13 protein-coding genes are annotated in these 14,368 nt (G+C 74.1%); 5 read left to right on the top strand and 8 right to left on the bottom strand.

Annotated features, from left to right (window positions below; all coding sequences use genetic code 11):
- Nucleotides 1–7 precede the first annotated feature (7 nt).
- Together ACIGO8_RS12655 and ACIGO8_RS12650 are read right to left on the bottom strand one after the other, a co-directional pair.
- On the bottom strand, nucleotides 8–1,519 hold the full coding sequence (locus tag ACIGO8_RS12655) for a peptidoglycan DD-metalloendopeptidase family protein (protein WP_399728156.1): 1,512 nt from the start codon (nucleotides 1,517–1,519) through the stop codon (nucleotides 8–10).
- Nucleotides 1,520–1,535: 16 nt separating this feature from the next.
- On the bottom strand, nucleotides 1,536–2,516 hold the full coding sequence (locus tag ACIGO8_RS12650; RefSeq protein WP_399728153.1) for an alpha/beta hydrolase: 981 nt from the start codon (nucleotides 2,514–2,516) through the stop codon (nucleotides 1,536–1,538).
- A 312-nt stretch (nucleotides 2,517–2,828) separates the two neighbouring features.
- Here ACIGO8_RS12650 and ACIGO8_RS12645 point away from each other — a divergent pair, with 312 nt between their 5' ends.
- Entirely contained in the window at nucleotides 2,829–3,545 is a 717-nt protein-coding gene (locus tag ACIGO8_RS12645; protein ID WP_399728150.1) for a flavodoxin family protein, read from the top strand.
- A gap of 36 nt (nucleotides 3,546–3,581) precedes the next feature.
- Here the strand turns inward: ACIGO8_RS12645 and ACIGO8_RS12640 are convergent, their stop codons facing one another.
- Entirely contained in the window at nucleotides 3,582–4,838 is a 1,257-nt protein-coding gene (locus ACIGO8_RS12640) for an MFS transporter (protein WP_399728147.1), read from the bottom strand.
- 134 nt (nucleotides 4,839–4,972) lie between these two features.
- Between ACIGO8_RS12640 and ACIGO8_RS12635 the strand changes: the two genes are divergently transcribed.
- Nucleotides 4,973–5,854, top strand: coding sequence for a winged helix-turn-helix transcriptional regulator (locus tag ACIGO8_RS12635; protein WP_399728144.1), 882 nt, complete (start codon nucleotides 4,973–4,975; stop codon nucleotides 5,852–5,854).
- Nucleotides 5,855–5,914: 60 nt separating this feature from the next.
- Here the strand turns inward: ACIGO8_RS12635 and ACIGO8_RS12630 are convergent, their stop codons facing one another.
- Complete coding sequence (locus tag ACIGO8_RS12630; protein ID WP_399728141.1) at nucleotides 5,915–6,589, bottom strand: GntR family transcriptional regulator; 675 nt, start codon at nucleotides 6,587–6,589, stop codon at nucleotides 5,915–5,917.
- Nucleotides 6,590–6,756: 167 nt separating this feature from the next.
- Here ACIGO8_RS12630 and ACIGO8_RS12625 point away from each other — a divergent pair, with 167 nt between their 5' ends.
- From ACIGO8_RS12625 to ACIGO8_RS12615, 3 genes are all read left to right on the top strand, one after another.
- Nucleotides 6,757–7,356, top strand: coding sequence for a hypothetical protein (locus tag ACIGO8_RS12625; protein WP_399728138.1), 600 nt, complete (start codon nucleotides 6,757–6,759; stop codon nucleotides 7,354–7,356).
- Nucleotides 7,357–7,612: 256 nt separating this feature from the next.
- Nucleotides 7,613–8,905, top strand: a complete 1,293-nt coding sequence (locus ACIGO8_RS12620) for a VWA domain-containing protein (RefSeq protein WP_399728135.1) — start codon at nucleotides 7,613–7,615, stop codon at nucleotides 8,903–8,905.
- Entirely contained in the window at nucleotides 8,905–9,810 is a 906-nt protein-coding gene (locus ACIGO8_RS12615; RefSeq protein WP_399728132.1) for a hypothetical protein, read from the top strand. Before ACIGO8_RS12620 ends, ACIGO8_RS12615 begins: the two co-directional genes overlap by 1 nt.
- Nucleotides 9,811–9,971: 161 nt before the next feature.
- On the opposite strand, the gene ACIGO8_RS12610 is transcribed toward ACIGO8_RS12615, so the two are convergent.
- The 4 genes from ACIGO8_RS12610 to ACIGO8_RS12595 all read right to left on the bottom strand — a co-directional run bounded on the left by ACIGO8_RS12610 (nucleotide 9,972) and on the right by ACIGO8_RS12595 (nucleotide 14,352).
- The gene (locus tag ACIGO8_RS12610) at nucleotides 9,972–10,646 is read right to left on the bottom strand and encodes a response regulator (RefSeq protein ID WP_399728129.1); all 675 of its coding nucleotides are present in this window, start codon (nucleotides 10,644–10,646) and stop codon (nucleotides 9,972–9,974) included.
- Entirely contained in the window at nucleotides 10,643–11,992 is a 1,350-nt protein-coding gene (locus ACIGO8_RS12605) for a sensor histidine kinase (RefSeq protein ID WP_399728126.1), read from the bottom strand. Before ACIGO8_RS12605 ends, ACIGO8_RS12610 begins: the two co-directional genes overlap by 4 nt.
- Before the next feature lie 115 nt (nucleotides 11,993–12,107).
- The gene (locus ACIGO8_RS12600; protein WP_399728125.1) at nucleotides 12,108–13,316 is read right to left on the bottom strand and encodes an acyltransferase; all 1,209 of its coding nucleotides are present in this window, start codon (nucleotides 13,314–13,316) and stop codon (nucleotides 12,108–12,110) included.
- On the bottom strand, nucleotides 13,309–14,352 hold the full coding sequence (locus ACIGO8_RS12595; protein WP_399728122.1) for an alpha/beta hydrolase: 1,044 nt from the start codon (nucleotides 14,350–14,352) through the stop codon (nucleotides 13,309–13,311). The genes ACIGO8_RS12600 and ACIGO8_RS12595 overlap by 8 nt, the downstream gene beginning before the upstream one ends.
- Between the last annotated feature and the right edge of the window lie 16 nt (nucleotides 14,353–14,368).

Raw genomic sequence — 14,368 nt, 5'->3', positions numbered from 1 at the left:
TGTCTCCTCAGTTGACGGCGGGGCCGGAGGTGGAGTTGAGCCAGGCCCAGTCGGACCAGGTCGCGAAGCCGGTCTGCCACTTGTGGTAGACGCCGGCGCCGCTGGTGCCGAAGACCTCGATCCGGCCGTCGTCGTTGGCGGTCGCCGCGATCTCGCTGCCGCCGGTGCCGAAGGTGTCCCACGGGCCGTAGGGCGCGTTGAGGCCGGTCTGCCAGGTGTGCTGGGCGACGCTGCCGTTGATGGCGAAGACCTCGACGCGGCCGTCCGCGGTGCGCTGGCTGCTGAGCTGGGAGTCGGCGGGGCCGCCGGTGGGCTCCCAGTCCGACCAGCTGGTCGGGCTGGTCTGGTACTTGTGGAAGACGCCGACCGGACCGGAGGCGAAGACCTCAAGCCGACCGTCCTGGTTGTGATCCAGGGTCAGGTCGCGACCGCCGCCGCCGAAGTTCTCCCACGCCGACCAGCCGCCGTTGACCGCCGTCTGGTACTGGTGCTGGAACACGTCACCGTTGAGCGCGAAGACCTCCAGCCGCCCGTCGGGCGACTTCTCCATCTCGATCCGGCCGTTCGCCGGACCACCACCGGCAGGCTCCCACTCCGACCAGCCGCCGTTCGCCGCCGTCTGATACCGATGGAAGACGCCCACCGGACCCGAGGCAAAGACCTCGAGCCGACCGTCACCGTTCGCACCGACCGCGATGTCCTTGCCACCACCACCGAAGTTCTCCCAACCGGACCAGCCGCCCGAGGGCGAGAGCTGATACCGGTGCTGGAAGGTGCTCCCGTTGATCGCGAACATCTCCAAACGGCCGTCCGCGTTCGAACCGATCGCCAGCTCCGCACCACCCGGACCACCCAGGCGCTCCCATTCCGACCAGGCACCGTTGACACTCGTCTGCCACGCGTGGTGCACACCGTCCGCACCCGCCGCGAACACCTCCAGACGACCGTCCGCCGACCGCGCCGACACCACCCGGCCCGACTCCGCCGGATGGACCAGCGGGGTGGGACGCGGTCCGGTACCGGGGACGCAGGGCAGGTCGACGCCGCCCTCGGCGAGGTAGGGCTCCGGGTCGATGCCGTACGTGGCGGACGGGTCGCCCCAGATCCGCAGGTGGAGGTGCGGGCCGGTGGAGTTGCCCTCCTGGCCCATCAGCGCGATCTGCTGGCCGGCCACGACATGGTCGCCGACGGAGACGTCGCGCTCGTACATGTGTCCGTACTCGGAGATCTTGCCGTCGGGGTGCTGGATGCGGATCCACTGGCCGTAGCCGTCGGCGGGGCCGGAGTGGGTCACCTCGCCGTCGCTCACGGCGTAGATCGGCGTTCCGATGTCGTTGGCGATGTCCACGCCGTTGTGGCCGCTGTGATAGTGCTGCGAGACGTAGCCGGAGGCCGGGCAGGCCGTGGCGGAGCCGGTGGTCTGCGCGGCGGCCGGTGAGGTCGCCACGAGTCCGGGTGTCAGGGCCGCGGTCGCGGCGAGCAGGACGCGCAGCGCGCGTCGGGGAAGACCGGGGAACACGTGCCGTCCTCCCCCGTCACGCCTTGCGCAGGCGGTCGATGACGCCGTTGATGTCCCGCTCCAGCAGGTCCGGGCGCACGTAGTGGCCGCCGGGCACCTCGTAGGACTCGTGCCGGATGCCCACGCGGTCGAGGTTTGCCTTGAACTCGCGCTGGGTGTCGAGCACCACGGATTCGTTGGCGTATCCCTGGATGTCTTCGGGGCTGGTGCCGGCGACGAGGAACACCCGCTTGTTGCGGTAGCTCTCGATGCGCTGGATCGGGTTGTCGGCGCTGACCCGCGCCTCGTCCCAGAAGGGCATGCCGTAGACGCTGCCGCCGCCGAGCTCCACCGCCGCCGAGGAGAGGTTGGCCCAGTGGGTGACCGCGCCGCCGCTGCCGCGCAGGCTGGCCGGGCCGGAGTGGGCGCTCACGGAGGCGAAGTGCCCGTAGTACTTGGCGGTGTACTTCAGCGCGCCGAAGCCGCCCATGGAGAAGCCGGAGACGGCGCGCCCGTCGTACTCGGCGTAGGTGCGGAAGTTCGCCTCGACCCACGGCAGCAGCTGCGCCATGTGGAAGTGCTCCCAGTTGCGCGGGCCGACGGCCGAGCTGACCGGGTTGGAGTACCAGCCGGCGCGCCCGCCGTCGGGCATCACGACGATCAGGCCCTTGCCGGCGGTCAGGCCCCGGATGTTGTGGTGGGCGTCGAAGGTGATGAAGTCCTCGAGGCCGCCGTGCAGCAGGTAGAGGACGGGATAGGTGCGTCCGCTCCCGTGGTAGTCGTCGGGCAGCAGGACGTTGACGGCGGGGTTCCAGCCGATGGCGTCGGTCTGGAAGCGGTAGTACCACATCCGGGGGTCGTTCTCGTTGCGCTCGACGATGCGCAGGCCGAAGCCGTCGCCGGCCGCCGCGGCCGTGGGCGCCGCCGCGAGCACGCCGCCGGCGCCCAGCGCCAGGGCGGCGGTGAGCCCGCCGGCGGACTTGAGGATGTTCCTGCGGGTGGGGTGGTGCGCGGTCAACGTGACCTCCTGGGGAAGCGCGGCGGCGGTTCGTCCGGCCGCCGTGTGACAGGCGGTTCGGACGGTAGCCAGACGCTCACCCGGTGGGGAATCCGGAACCTTACGGAATGACAGGCGCGGCCCGGGTGAGGTAGGCCCGGCCCGGGGCGGTGCGCGGGCCGACGGCCCTGGCCGGCGGACCGGAGGGCGGACCGTCAGGCGACCGGCGCAGTTCCGCGAGCGCCCGGGGCGAAGGCCTGGTGAGCTGGGCCGGGAGATCTCCGGTGCCTCGTCCGCCGCGTCCGGGCCCCGGAGCCTATGGAGGAGGATTCCGTGCCGGACTCAACGACGTCGTACGCCGACCTGAGCGCGCTGGTGATCAACTGCACCCTGAAACGTTCCCCGGAGCGCAGCCACACGCAGGGGCTGATCGACATCAGCACCGGGATCATGGAGCGCCAGGGCGTGCGGGTCGAGGTGCTCAGGGCGGTGGACATCGACATCGCGACCGGCGTGTGGCCGGACATGACCGAGCACGGCTGGGAGACCGACGAGTGGCCCGTGATCTACTCGAAGGTGATGGCCGCGGACATCCTCACCCTGGCCGGACCCGTATGGCTGGGCGACAACTCCTCGGTCATGAAGCAGGTGATCGAGCGCCTGTACGCCTGCTCGTCGATCCTCAATGAGCACGGCCAGTACGCCTACTACGGTCGCGTGGGCGGCTGCCTGATCACCGGCAACGAGGACGGCGCCAAGCACTGCGCGATGAACGTCCTCTACAGCCTCCAGCACCTCGGGTACGTCATCCCGCCGCAGGCGGACGCGGGCTGGGTCGGCGAGGCCGGCCCGGGCCCGTCGTATCTGGACCCCGACTCCGGCGGGCCGGACAACGACTTCACCAACCGCAACACCACCTTCATGACCTGGAACCAGCTCCACCTGGCGCGGATGCTCAAGGACGCCGGCGGCATCCCCGCCCACGGAAACCAGCGTTCCGAGTGGGACGCCGGCTGTCGCTTCGACTTCGAGAACCCCGAGCACCGCTGACCGGGCTCCTGGGCACGGCGTCGCGCCGTCAGGGCGTCAGACGAGGTCGCGGTGGCGGCCCACCGTGGTGGAGAAGAGGTAGAGCGGGGGCAGGAGGGCGGCGGCGCAGACGGTCCAGAGCGCGTCATGGGCGCCGAACCGGGCGGCGAGGAGGCCGGCGGTGAGCGCACCGAGCGGCAGCGCGCCCCAGGAGACGAAGCGGACCGTGGCCATCACGCGGGACAGCAGCTCCGGCGGCGACTGGGTCTGCCGGTAGGTGCGGGTGGTGATCGAACCGATGACGGTGCCGAAGGCGAAGCCGGCGTTGCCCAGGGCGAACCAGTACGCGTCCCCCGCCGACGTGGTCAGCGGGGCGAGCAGGAGCAGCGCGCCGCCGGTCAGGTCGGCCGCGATCACGCCCCACGCGGTACCGAGACGGGTGGTCACCCGGACCGCGACGGCCGCGCCGGCGAGGGCGCCGACCCCGTCCATGGCGAGGACGAGACCGAGCTGTACGGGGTCGAGGCCGGCCTCGCGGACCAGGTAGAGGGGCGTGAGGGCGACGAGGGCCGCGTTGAGGAAGTTGGCGGCGGTCGCCCAGATCATGCAGGGCCGCATGACCGGGTGCCCGGTCACGTACCGCCAGCCCTCGCGCATCAGCCGCAGCGCGCTCTCGCCGGTGCGGGGCCCGGGGCGGCTCTCGGGGAGGGTGCGCAGGAGCACGGCGGAGGTCAGATAGCTGGCGGCGTCCACGACGAGCGCGCCGACCGGGCCCGTCGCGCCGATCAGGACGCCTCCGAGGGAGGGGCCGCCGGTGTCGGTGACGGCGTGCGTGCCCGACATGACGCTGTTGCGGGCGGCCAGCTGCCGGGCGGGGACGACGGCGGGCAGGAAGGTCGAGTTGCCGATGTCGAACAGCACGGTCGCCGAGCCGGTGACGAGCGCCGCCACCAGCAGGTGCGGATACGTGAGCGTGCCGAGCCACCAGGCGAGCGGCAGGGATCCGAGCGCCGCGCACCGCACGAGGTCGAGCGTGACCTGGAGTCGGCGCAGTGGCACGCGCTGCACGAGGACGCCCGCCGGGAGGCTGAGCAGCAGCCAGGAGACCTGCCCGGCGGCGGCGAGCAGGGCGACCTGGAACGCGGTGGCGTCCAGAACGGTGAGGGCGACGAGCGGCAGGGCGAGGGCGGTGACGGCGGTGCCCGCGCCGCTGACGGTGGCGGCGGCCCAGAAGCGCCAGAAGACGCCCGGTGAGGAGGTCTCCCGTTCGTCGTCGCGTCGGTCGTGCTTCTGGATCGCTTGTGCTCCACCCATGCGGCGCCCCCCGGTCTTGTTAGTCTCTTTTGGGAACTCACTAGTTCCGGGTGAGTTTCTATACGGAACCCACCTCATGGCGCAACATGGTCCCGACGAGCGGCCGCCGTGCGCGCAGAAGTGGAGACAGGGTGATGAGGTCGGTTCCCGAGCGGGACGCCGCCTGCGCGATCGCGCAGGCGGCGGCGGTGGTCGGCGACTGGTGGAGCCTGCTCCTGGTCCGGGAGGCCGCCCGCGGGCACCACAGGTTCGACGCGCTCCAGGAGGAGCTGGGCATCTCGCGGAAGGTGCTCACCGAGCGCCTTTCGCACCTGGTGGAGACGGGCGTGCTGGAGAAGGTGCCGTACCAGCAGCGGCCGACGCGGCACGAGTACCGGCTGACCGAGAGCGGCCGGGGGCTGCTGCCGGTCCTGCTGTCGATGCAGGACTGGGCCGACCGCTGGCTCCTCGGCGACGGCTCCCTCAGTGGCACCGCCGACGAGACGAGCGCGGAGGCACAGCGCGTCGCGGACCTGACGGGCCGGCGTCTGCCGCGCCTGCGGCTGCCCGGTCACCGGGACGGCGCTCCGGTCGACCCGGTGGCCGACGCGGTGGCCACCGTCCTGTTCTGCTATCCGGCGACCGGGAGCCCCGGCCCCTTGCCGGAGGGCTGGTCGGACATCCCCGGCACCGTCGGCTGCACGCTGGAGAACCGGCTCTTCCGGGACGCCTACGGGGACTTCCGCGACGCGGGCGCTGAGGTGCACGGCGTCAGCACCCAACGCCCGGACGAACAGCGCGTGTTCGCGCGGCAGGAGGACATTCCCTTCACCCTCCTCTCCGACGTCGACCTCCGCCTCGCCGCCGCCCTGCGCCTGCCCACCTTCCGCGCCGGACAACTGCTGCGACTGAAACGGAGCGTGCTGGTCGTCGACCGTGACGGCACGGTGCGGCACGCGCGCTTCCCGGTGACGGACATCCCGGCGGCGGTGGACGAGGCGCTGGCCGAGGTACGGCGCCTGGCCGCGCAGGACTGACGGCTTCACCCGCCCCGAGCACCGCTTGAGGGTCCCGCCGGCCGCCGGGGATCTTGCCGGTCAGTCCGCGAAGAGCAGGCGCAGCGCCACCTCGCGGTAGTGGCGCACGTGGTGCAGGGCGAGCCGCTCGGCGGCGTTCGCGTCGCCCGCCGCGATCGCCTCGTACAGCAGCCGGTGCTCCTCCCACAGCGGGCCGGGCTCGTCGACCTGCTGGAAGAGCCAGCGCAGCCGGCCCTCCAGGGATTCGAGGGTGGTGACGAGGAGCTCGTTGCGCGACATGGCCACGATCTGGCCGTGGAAGGCGGCGTTGGCGCGCGAGAGGCGTTCGGGGCCTCCGGCGTCGGTGGCGGCACGTGCCTCGCCGAGCAGCCGGGCGAGGGTGTCGAGGTGGCCCGTGGTGCGGTGCTCGGTGGCGCGGCGGACGGCGAGGACCTCCAGGGCCTCGCGCATGTCGAAGAGGTTCTCGACGTCCTGCCGGGTCATCCGGCGGACCACGATCCGGCGCTGGGAGACGGCCTGGAGGAAGCCCTCGCCGATGAGGATGCGGATGGCCTCGCGGACCGGGACGCGGGAGACGCCGAAGTCCTCGGCGACGTCGCGTTCGACGAGCCGGTCGCCGGGCCTCAGCCGCCCGGTGATGATGCGGTCGCGCAGTCCCTCGCAGACCTGGTCGCGGAGCCAGCCGCGACCCTGGGCGGGCGGCGCGGTGGGGTCGGCCTCCCGTGTCCCGGTCATTCGTCCTCCCGGTGTCGGTCCGCCCTCACGGTATGCCACGGGCGGGGCGGCGAAGGTCCTCGTCCGGGGCGTGGGACGCAGGTCACGATCAACTTGACGTGAACACAAGTGACACTTAGCTTCGCCTTACCTAACCTCCGTTTCACGCCATCGAAAGACCTGCCGACATGCCGAGATCCCAGCCGCGTCCGCCCCGTATCACCGCCGTCACCGCGGACGCGGCAGCGCACGAGGAACCGCTCGGCGAACTCACACCCGGCTGGCTGCTCGCGCTCGCGGGTCTGCTCGCCACGGTCGTCCTGGCGGCCTCGTGCTGGACCGCAGGGCATGTGCACGCGGACCTGACGCTCCAGACCGCGGCCCGCTTCCTGCACGTGGCGAGCCTGGTCGCCGGACTCGGCTCGGTGCTCGCCGTGGACTGGCTGGCGATGCTCTGGCTGACCGGGCGCCGTCCGCTCGCGGGCGTCCTCGACACCGCGTGCGCGCTCCAGACGCCCATATGGGCCGGGCTGGGCGGCCTGACCGTCACCGGTCTCTTCCTGCGCCCCGACCTCGGCTCCCCGCTCACCCTCGTCAAGCTCGGCCTCGTCCTCGCCGTCACCCTCAACGGCCTCCACGCGCACCGGCTCGGCCAACTCCTCGAACGCTTCCGCGAGCACGGCGCGGTGCCCCGCCGGCTGCTCGTCCGCTCCGGCGCGGCGGCCGCCATCAGCCAGCTCGGCTGGTGGGGCGCGACGGCGATCGGCTTCCTCAACAGCCAGTCCTGACCGCCGCTCAGCGCCTAGGCCGTCTCTTCCGGATCTTGCCGGGCTCCCGACGCCCGGCGCCGCACCTCGCCGCGTTGTCGTCGGTCGCCGATGTCCCCCAGCTACCGCTGGGAGGTGCCCCCACCGCATCGCTTCCCTCCTCCGCCTTGCGATGCACGACACCGGACGCCGCTCGCTGATCCGGCCTGATCCGAAAGAAACGACCTAGCACCGGCCCGGTTTTGGATTGCCGGACGATCATCCCTACGATCCTCCGATGATCACGAGACAACGCTTGGCGACCGGGGCCTGCGCACTGCTCGCCGCCCTGACCGTCGGGCTGCTCCCGACCGGCGCCGTCGCCGACGACGGACCGGCGGCCACGGACTCCGCCAAGGAATCCCCCAAGGTCGAGCTGGTGCTCGACGTCAGCGGCTCGATGCGCCAGCGCGACATCGACGGACAGTCCCGCATGACCGCGGCCAAGCAGGCCTTCAACGAGGTCCTGGACGCGGTCCCGCAGGAGGTGCGGCTCGGCATACGCACCCTCGGCGCCGACTATCCGGGCCAGGACCGCAAGCGGGGCTGCAAGGACACCCGGCAGCTCTACCCGGTCGGCCCGCTCGACCGCACCGAGGCCAAGACGGCCGTCGCCACCCTCGCCCCGACCGGCTGGACGCCCATCGGGCCCGCGCTGCTCGGCGCCGCCGAGGACCTCAAGGGCGGTGAGGCCACCAAGCGGATCGTCCTCATCACCGACGGCGAGGACACCTGCGCCCCGCTCGACCCGTGCGAGGTGGCCCGGGACATCGCAGCCCAGGGCATCCACCTGGTCATCGACACCCTCGGCCTGGTCCCGGACGTCAAGACCCGCCGCCAGCTGATGTGCATCGCCGAGGCCACCGGCGGCACCTACACCTCCGTGCACCGCACCGAGGAGCTCTCGGGCCGGGTGCGCCAGCTGGTCGACCGCGCGGCCGACCCGGTCGTCACGCCGGTCGCCACCAACGGCGCCGAGCGCTGCGCCGACGCGCCGGTGCTGAAGCCGGGCCTGTACACCGACCGGCAGTCCTTCGGCCGCCACCGCTGGTACCGCGTCGACGTGCTGCCCGGCCAGGAGCTGCGCGCCTCGGTGAGCATCTCCGCCGACCGGGCCGTCAACAACGACTACGGCGTGCTGCTGCGGGCCGTCACCCTGCACGGCCGGGAGATCGTCCGCGGCTCCGAGGCGGGCGACGGGCGCACCGACGTGATCTCGACGGGCCTGCGCTATCCGAAGAAGGAGGACGACGAGGCGATGGACGACGACACCAAGTCCGCCGCCGAGACCGTCTGCCTCCAGGTCAGCAACTCCTTCTCCGCTCCGCCGTCGGTGAAGACCACGCCCGGCATGCCGGTGGAACTCGCCGTCGACGTCGTCGACGGTCCCGGCTCCGCCTCCGACGTGGCCTCCTTCGGCCTCGGCCGCGGCTGGTGGCTGCTCGGCGCGCTGGTGCTCGCCGGCTTCCTCGGCGGCCTCGTCTGGGGCTGGCTGTCCCGCTGGCGCGTCGCCGTCTGGAGGACCCACTGATGTCGCACACCGTACGAGACACCGCACACGGCACCGATGCCCGGGAGACCGGACGCGCCACCGCGCACACCGCGCGCACCACGGCCCGGGGCACCGGGCACGCCCTCCGGCGGCTCGCCGCGGGCCTCGCGCTCGCGGGCGCCGCGCTCCTCGGCCCGGCCGCGCCGGCCGGCCTCGCCGACTCGGCCACGCCCACCCCGAGCGGCAGCGCGAGCGGCGCGGCCGAGCAGGCCGGGCCGACGGAGGCCGGCACCTCCTTCCGTACCGCCGCCTTCTTCCGGCAGGGACAGCAGGCCACCGCGCAGGCGTCCACGGGCGACTACCTGTACTGGGTGTTCCCCGCCGACACCGGCCAGCGGCCGACCGTCACCGCCACCGTCACGCTGCCCGACGCGGCGCTGCGGCACGGCCCGTCGGCCTGGCGCATCGACGTGTACGACGGGCTGCGCAGGCGCCAGCCGTGCATGTACGGGATGCAGGCCCGCACCGCGGCGAAGGAGGCCGCGACGGTGGAGCTTGCCTGCACCCTGCGCCCGGTCCGGGCCGCCGCGGACACCTGGTCGAACGACCCGCTCCCGGGCAGCTACTTCGTCCGGCTGACCGTGACCGGGCTGCCCGAGGAGGACTCGGGCCAGCCGTTCTCGGCCCGGCTCGGGGCGACCTCGAAGGACACCGGCGGCGCGTACGCCACGGACGGCGCGCTCTCCGTACCGCTGGTGCCCGGCGCCACCACACCGGAGACGGTGGAGGCGCGGGCGCCCGAGGATGGCTGGTCCTCCGGCTGGTGGTCGGACCGCTGGCTGTGGACCGCCGCCGGCGGCGTGCTCGCGGCCCTCGCGGGCATCGGCGGCTACGTCCTGACGCGTGGCTCGGGCCGCCCGTCCGGCGTCCCGCCGACCGCCTGAGGGCGACGGCGGCGTGACGGCGGCCTGAAGGCGGCCTGAGGACCGCTCGACGGCCGCCGCTCCCGGCCCTCGCCGCCGGGCCCGGTTCCCTCGCGGGAGCCGCGGCCCGCCGGCGGGGGCCGTCCCGCGTCCGGGGCACCCGCGCGCCTCCGGAGCGGGCGTCACTGCCCGCCGGGGCGCACCAGACCCGTCTCGTACGCGTGGACGGCGGCCTGCGTCCGGTCGCGCAGCGACAGCTTGCCGAGGATGCGGCTCACATAGGTCTTCACGGTCTGCTCGGCGACGACGAGGCGAGCGGCGATCTCCGCATTGGACAGGCCCTGGGCGATGAGCGTGAGGACCTCGGTCTCGCGCTCCGTCAGGGCGCCGACGCGGTCCATGAGCGGGGCTCTCGGCACCGGGCTCAGCCGGGAGAACTCGGCGATCAGCCGCTTGGTGACGTGCGGCGCGAGCAGGGCGTCGCCGCGCGCCACCACCCTTACCGCCTGGGCGAGTTCCTCGGCCGACGCGTCCTTGAGCAGGAAGCCCGAGGCGCCGGCCCGCAGCGCCTCGTAGACGTACTCGTCGAGGTCGAAGGTGGTGAGGACCAGCACCTTGACGGTGGCGTCGGCGGGAGCGGTGAGCGCCCGGGTGGCCTCGATGCCGCCCATGCCGGGCATGCGGATGTCCATCAGGACGACGTCAGGGGCCAGTTCGGCGGCGCGGGTCAGCGCCTCGGCCCCGTCGGCGGCCTGGCCGACGACCTCGATGCCGGGTTCCGCGTTGAGCAGGACGGTGAAGCCCTGCCGGACCATGCTCTGGTCGTCCGCGATGAGAACCCTGATGTCGTCGCTCATGAACCGTCCTTCTCGTGCTTCTCGTGCTTCTCGTGCTGCCCGTGCTGCCCGTGCTGCTCGTGAGGCCGCGGCGTGGCCGACCGGGGTGCGGGCAGGGTGGCGGTGACCTCCCAGCCGCCGTCGGGAGTGGGTCCGGCGGCGAGTTCGCCGCCCAGCATGGCGGTGCGTTCGCGCATGCCGAGCAGGCCGTGGCCGGGCTCGCGGCCCGGTTCCGGTGTCGTCGCGGTGCGCACCGGCGCGGTGTTGGTGATCCGGACGGTCAGTCCGCCCGGGTGGTAGCGGGTCTCGACGGTGGCCCGGGCCCCGGGCGCGTGCCGCATCGCGTTGCTCAGCGCCTCCTGGACGATGCGGTACGCGGAGAGTTCGGCGCCCGGCGACAGCGGCCGGGCGGTGCCGCCGGTCTCGGCGGTCACGTCCAGGCCGGCCGCGCGGACGTTGGCGAGGAGCTCGCCGAGCCGGTCGAGGGTGGGCTGCGGCGCGTAGCGGACACCCGCGGCGGCGTCGCCCTCGGCACCGTCGCCGCGCAGCACGCCCAGCACCCGGCGCAGTTCGGTGAGCGCGTCGACCGCGTTCTGCCGGATGCCGGCCAGGTTCTCGCGGAGCTCGGGCGACGGATCGGCGACGAGATGCGGGGCGACCTGGGCCTGGATGGAGATGACCGACATGTGGTGGGCGACGACGTCGTGCAGCTCGCGGGCGATCCGTCCGCGCTCCTCCAGGAGGGCGCGCCGGGCGCGTTCCTCGGCGGTGAGCTCCTCCTGCGCGACGAGACGGCTGCGCGAGACACGGGTGGCGCGCAGCGAGCAGCCGAGCACGGTCGCGGTGCTGAAGGCGACGGCGCCGTGCGGCAGCGTCAGCAGCTGCGGGACACCGTGCGGGACGAGGGCGCCGACACCGGTGAGCAGGGAGACGCCGAGCGCGCCGACGGCGGCGGCGGGCCGCACCCGCAGGGACAGCAGCAGGAGCACCAGGGTGTGCAGGGCGATCGCCGGAACGCTCCACGGCCAGGCGGCGCCGAAGACCGCCGAGGTCAGCGCGGCGGTCAGGGCGAGCGCGACCGAGGAGACCCACAGGGCGGCGGCGGGCCGGGTGAGCGCGAGGACGGGCGCGGCGCTTTGGACGACGACGAGCAGCGAGACGGCGCCGGGCGCCGGGTCCATGAGGCGCTCGTGGAGGTTCGTCTCCCAGATGCCCATGAGGACGCAGAACAGCACCACGTGGCCGTGGGCGAGCCGCCCGAGGTGCCGGTGGCGGGGCAGCGGGTCGCGGCGCCCGGGCCACAGGTCGGCGCGCAGGACGCCCGGGACCGCGCGCAGCGCGCCCTCCCACCGTGCCGTGTCCCCCACCGTGCTCCCCCTGCCGGTCCGTTGTCCGCCCACCGACCGTACGTCGCCGGCCCGCTCACGGGTCCGGGCGTCACGGGCCCGTGCGTCGCCCGTCCTCGCATCGTTTCGCCACAGCCTAGGCACCTCGTGCCTCCGTCCTCGCGTGGGGCCTGTGCACGGGCCGCAGGTCCGGTGTGCGGGGCGTGCGGGACGTGGTGGCGCGGGCGGCGGTGCGTTCGTACGCGTGGAAGGCGGCGCCGCAGAGCAGCAGCGCGAGGGCGAAGAGCGGCAGCCAGCCGAGCCGGGCGAGCACCCAGTCGTAGCCGTCGGGCACGGTGTGCAGTCCGGTCAGCGGGCCGTGGCCGAGGCGGCCGGCGGTGAGCAGGCCGCCCGCGGTGACGGCGATCATCGCGGTCTGGTGCCAGAGGAAGACGGTCATGGCGCAGAGGTTGAGCAGGGCCACGGCCGCCCAGGCGACGGGCCGGCGCAGCGCGCGGCGCAGCGGGCCGAGGAGCAGCACGGCCGCCCCGGACTGGGCGAGGCCGAAGCAGACGGCGGCGAGGGTGGGCGGGTTGAGGTTGGAGACGGCGGCGCCGGGCACGCCGACCATGGAGCCGGGGTAGCCGGCGAAGGCGACGAGGAGAGCGGCCGCGCCGGCGCCGCCGAGCAGCAGCGTCCAGGCGGCGCGCGTGGAAAGCGGGCCGCGGCGGGCGAGGAGTGCGCCCAGGCAGTACGGGACGAGCCAGCCGGCCGGCAGGTTGAGCCAGCCCAGCCACTGCGGGCCGTCGAAGCCGAAGCGGACCAGGTCGACGTGGAGGACGACGGCGAGCGGCCACAGCGGGTGGACGCGCGCCACGAGCGGCGTCGCGGCGGTGAGGGCGGCGAGGACGAGCAGGAACCACAGCGGGGACAGCACGAGCTTGCCGAGCGTGTGGAGGGTCTGCCAGGGCACTCCGCAGCCGAGCATGACCACGGTGGCGACCAGCCAGAGCGCGAGCAGCGGGACGACCGGACGGAAGAGCCGGCCGAGCCGGGCGGCGATCCACCGGCCGTGGCTCTCGCCGCGGGCGCGCGCGGCGGCGTGCCCGCGGGCGGCGACGTGTCCGCCGACGAGGAAGAACACGGCGAGGGTCTGGAACGCCCAGGAGACCGGGGTGAGTTCGGGCAGGTGGCCGAGCGGGCTCTCGGTGCGCACGGTGCCGCTGTCGACGACGAGGGCGGTGACGAGCCAGTGGCCGAGCACCACACCGAGGATGGCGAAGGCGCGCAGCGCGTCCAGGGCGCGGTCGCGGCCGGCCGGTGTGGCGGCGGATATGCGGGCGGCGAGGGTGCGGAGGTCAGGCACGGGCGGGCTCCCGTCCGTCGGTGATGAGGGCGAGGCTGCGCAGCGGTACGGAGCCGGGCGTGAGGTAGTCGCTGTGTCCGCCGTCGCCGGCGGCGAAGCGGCGGGCTCCGAAGGCCGGGTCCATGGGGTCGGCGCCGAAACCGAGTTCGGTCCCGGGAAGGAGCGTGAGGCCGACGTGGGGCACGTCGGCGGTCCAGTCGCCGGCGGCCCGGCCGGCCCAGACGACGGCGCGGGCCCGCAGGTCCGCGGCGCGGTCGAAGGTGGTGCCGGGGCTGCCGTAGAGGACGACGGCGTCGGCGGGCAGGCCGTCGGCCGCGAGCGCGCAGACGACGGAGCCGTAGGAGTGGCCGAGCAGGGTGATCCGGGCGTCGGGCCGGACGTTCCTGAGTTCCCGGACGAAGGCGCGGAGCCGTGGCGCGGCCTGGTCGGCGCGGCCGGGCGTGAGGGAGGCGGCGCTGCCGGTGGCCGGCGGGCGGTAGCCGAGCCAGGTGACGACGGCGGCCCGGGCGCCGAACTCGTCGCGGAGGGTGTCGTGGAGGGCGACGGCGCCGGACCGGAGGCGGGCGTAGCCGGTGTCGAGGCCGGTGTCGGCGCCGGGGACGAGGACCGCGATCCGGTCGGCGCGGGCCAGGTCGCCGACGACCTCGACGCCGCGGCCGCCGTCGCGGCCGTCGAAGGAGAGGACCTGGCGTCCGGGGGCCGCCATCGCGTGCAGCGAGGCGGCCCGCCGGTGGGCGCCGTAGGCGTCCGCGGTCCGCTCGGCGGCCCGCAGGGCCGTCCGCCCGGCCGCGTACCGCGCGTCGAGCTGGGCGGCGAGCGCCGTCGGCTCGGTGGCGGTCAGCGGCGCGGTGGCCGCCGGCGCGGGCGCCGGGACCTCGGCCGGCCGGGCGGCTCCCGCGACCGGCACGGCCACGGCGGCGGTGACGAGCGCGGCGAGCACGGTGCGGCGGACGCGACCGGGCCGGCCGGCGCGGGTGGCGCGGTCGGCGCGGTCGAGGGAGGGTGCGCGGCGGTCGCCGCGCGGGAGGGGCGCCATGAGGGTCCTTCCGTAC

Origin of the sequence: Streptomyces sp. NPDC053493 (genome assembly GCF_044544825.1) — a bacterium.
Lineage (GTDB): Bacteria > Actinomycetota > Actinomycetes > Streptomycetales > Streptomycetaceae > Streptomyces.
The sequence above is the reverse complement of the archived record's forward strand: the minus strand, read 5'-3'. Positions and strand labels throughout refer to the sequence as shown.

Coding starts and splice junctions, on each gene's coding strand:
- ACIGO8_RS12620 (WP_399728135.1), top strand. CDS start 7,613: ATGATCACGAGACAACGCTTGGCGACCGGGGCCTGCGCACTGCTCGCC.
- ACIGO8_RS12610 (WP_399728129.1), bottom strand. CDS start 10,646: ATGAGCGACGACATCAGGGTTCTCATCGCGGACGACCAGAGCATGGTC.
- ACIGO8_RS12615 (WP_399728132.1), top strand. CDS start 8,905: ATGTCGCACACCGTACGAGACACCGCACACGGCACCGATGCCCGGGAG.
- ACIGO8_RS12595 (WP_399728122.1), bottom strand. CDS start 14,352: ATGGCGCCCCTCCCGCGCGGCGACCGCCGCGCACCCTCCCTCGACCGC.
- ACIGO8_RS12640 (WP_399728147.1), bottom strand. CDS start 4,838: ATGGGTGGAGCACAAGCGATCCAGAAGCACGACCGACGCGACGACGAA.
- ACIGO8_RS12630 (WP_399728141.1), bottom strand. CDS start 6,589: ATGACCGGGACACGGGAGGCCGACCCCACCGCGCCGCCCGCCCAGGGT.
- ACIGO8_RS12635 (WP_399728144.1), top strand. CDS start 4,973: ATGAGGTCGGTTCCCGAGCGGGACGCCGCCTGCGCGATCGCGCAGGCG.
- ACIGO8_RS12625 (WP_399728138.1), top strand. CDS start 6,757: ATGCCGAGATCCCAGCCGCGTCCGCCCCGTATCACCGCCGTCACCGCG.